The organism is Streptomyces sp. NPDC020362, assembly GCF_040642095.1.
In the GTDB taxonomy this organism is placed as follows: Bacteria; Actinomycetota; Actinomycetes; order Streptomycetales; family Streptomycetaceae; genus Streptomyces.
The window spans coordinates 1-2,468 of record NZ_JBFAET010000434.1; the positions used below are offsets into that span (position 1 = coordinate 1).

The following is a 2,468-nucleotide window of genomic DNA, read 5'->3' on the forward strand; positions in this document are numbered from 1 at the left end:
GGAATCCATCTCTGGATTCCGGCCCTCGGCCTTCAGTAGCGGGGACAGGATTTGAACCTGCGACCTCTGGGTTATGAGCCCAGCGAGCTACCGAGCTGCTCCACCCCGCGTCGGTGAACACGACATTACGCGAGGGAAGTCCGCCGAGGCAAATCCATTGCCGACCACGCCCCCGGGGCGCTTCCCGTCCGACCGAACCGGGCGGACGCGCACAGCGACGACAGCCGCCCGCACAGGGCCGCGCAGCCCACGGAAACAGCCACCGGCACGGGACCGGACCACGTCCCGTCCGACCGGACCCAGCAGCCCGCAGCGACAGCCGCCGACACGGGACCAGGTCACTCCTCGTCCGACCGAGCCGGGTGGGCGAGCGGGCAGGGATCGGATGAAGCCCCGCGCTAGGCGGACAGCTCCTCCCGCAGCGCGTCCCGCAACCGCCCCGCCCGCTCGGCGACCTCTGCGGGCCCGAGCGCCACCGCCCGGTCGGCCCACTTCTGCCCCTCCGCCAGCTCCCCGCGACGCGCGTAGACGAGGGCCAGCCGCAGCGCCGCCCGGCCGTGCCCGGCATCCGCGGCCCGCGTCCACCACACGGCCGCCTCCGGCTCGCTCCCCTCCCGGGCCAGCAGCAGCCCCAGGTTGAACGCCCCGTTGCGCGACCCGGCCTCGGCGGCCGTCCGGTACCAGCGCGCCGCCTCGACGACGTCCCCCCGGGCCGTCGCGAGCATGCCGACCCGCACCTGTGCGCGCCGGTGCCCCTGGGTCGCGGCCCGCTCGTACCACTCCTCGCACTCGGTCTTCTCGTGCACGATCTCGCCCAGCTCGTGCGCGGGCTCCGGCGGCCTGCGCGCGTCCAGGACGGTGGCCAGCCGGTACGCGGCCTCCGCGCTCCCGCCGCCCGCCGCGCACCGCAGGTGCCGTTCGGCCTCCTGCTCGTCGCCGTCCCGCAGCCGGGCGATGCCGACCTGGAGCGCGGCCTCGGTGTGCCCGGCGGCGGCCGCCTGCTCGTACCACCGCAGGGCGACCGACTCCTCACCGCGCCCGGCGTGCAGGATGCCCAGGTTGAACGCCGCGTCCACGCTCCCGGCCTCGGCCGCCTTGGAGAACCACGGCTCGGCACCGGTCGTGTCGCCGCCCTGGAGCAGCAGGATGGCCAGCGCGTTCGCCGCCTCCCGGTGCCCGGCGTACGCGGCGCGCCGGTACCACTGCTCGGCCTGCGCGGTCCGGCCCTGCTCGGCGCAGAGCAGCCCTAGGTTGTAGGCGCCGTTGTCGTCCCCGGCGTCCAGGGCGGCCCGGTACCAGCGCTCGGCGGTCTGCGTCTCCCCGCGCTCGGCGTGCAGCGCGCCCAGCGCGTTGGCAGCGTTGCCGTCACCGTCCTGCGCCGCCTTGAGCCACCACACGGCCGCGCTCTCGGTGTCGCCGGCGTCCCGCAGGAGGAAGCCGAGCGCGCAGGCGGCGCGCGCCTCGCCGTCCTTGGCGGAGGTCAGGTACCAGCGCCCGGCCTCCTTCAGCTCGCCGCGCTTCTCCAGGATCGCCCCGAGGTGCAGCGCGGCCCGCCTGTGGCCACGCGCGGCGGCCTGCCGGTACCACTGCTCGATCTCCTCGACAGCGTTGTCAGTCCCGGCCCCGTCCTCGCGCGCCGCCCTTCGATCGAGCGCGCGCGCCAGCCGGTAGGAGGCCTCGCGGTGCCCGCGCTCGGCGGCGGCCCGCATCCAGTGCTCGGCGCCGGCGTCCCCGCGGTGCTCCAGCAGATCGGCGAGCGCGTAGGCGCCCAGCGCATGGCCCTGCTCGGCGGACTGGGCCAGCCAGTACTCGGCGGCGGGTTCGTCCCCGCGCTCACGGTGGTGGCGGCCCAGCGCGTGCGCGGCGGCCGCCGAACCGGCGACGGCGGCGATCCGCCACCAGCCGGCGGCCTCCTCGGGGTAGCCGCGCTGATGGAGAAGGACACCCAGGTTGTTGGCGGCAGCCCGGTCTCCGGCCGCGGTGGCGGCTCGCAGATGGGACTCGGCTCCGTCGAGGTCGCCGCGGCGCAGCAGCATGGCCCCGAGAACGCTGGCGGCCTCGGTGTCGCCGGTCTCCGCGGCGAGCCTGAGGCGTACCTCGTCGGCGGCTTCCCCCATGTCGCTCATCTCGTCCCGGGTCGGCCCCTCATCCTCGGGCCGCACAAATCGCCCTGTCTCGAACAGAGTTGCCCTATCCCCCATAACGTCCATCGTCGCACCACCTGCAACCTGGGTACACCCGGTATACCGCAGCCCGTGAGGTCACTTCAGCGTTTTGTCGACATGCCCACAGAGAGATAAGTCAAACACAGTTCGCCCAACTCCCCACGGCGGCGCGGCCGTCCCTCCCGTCTGCACATGAGTTCGCACATCACGAAGGCCCGGATCCCTGTAAGGATCCGGGCCTTCGACTGCAGTAGCGGGGACAGGATTTGAACCTGCGACCTCTGGGTTATGAGCCCAGCGAGC

The 2,468-nt window shown here is 73.9% G+C and carries 1 protein-coding gene and 1 tRNA gene; both read right to left on the reverse strand.

Translation table 11 applies throughout. The features are described from left to right. Positions 1-36 precede the first annotated feature (36 nt). Positions 37-110, reverse strand: a tRNA-Met gene (locus tag AB0H32_RS47905). Positions 111-398: 288 nt separating this feature from the next. Next, on the reverse strand, positions 399-2,210 hold the full coding sequence (locus AB0H32_RS47910) for a tetratricopeptide repeat protein (protein ID WP_361135920.1): 1,812 nt from the start codon (positions 2,208-2,210) through the stop codon (positions 399-401). Positions 2,211-2,468: the final 258 nt, after the last annotated feature.

Coding starts and splice junctions, on each gene's coding strand:
- AB0H32_RS47910 (WP_361135920.1), bottom strand. CDS start 2,210: ATGGACGTTATGGGGGATAGGGCAACTCTGTTCGAGACAGGGCGATTT.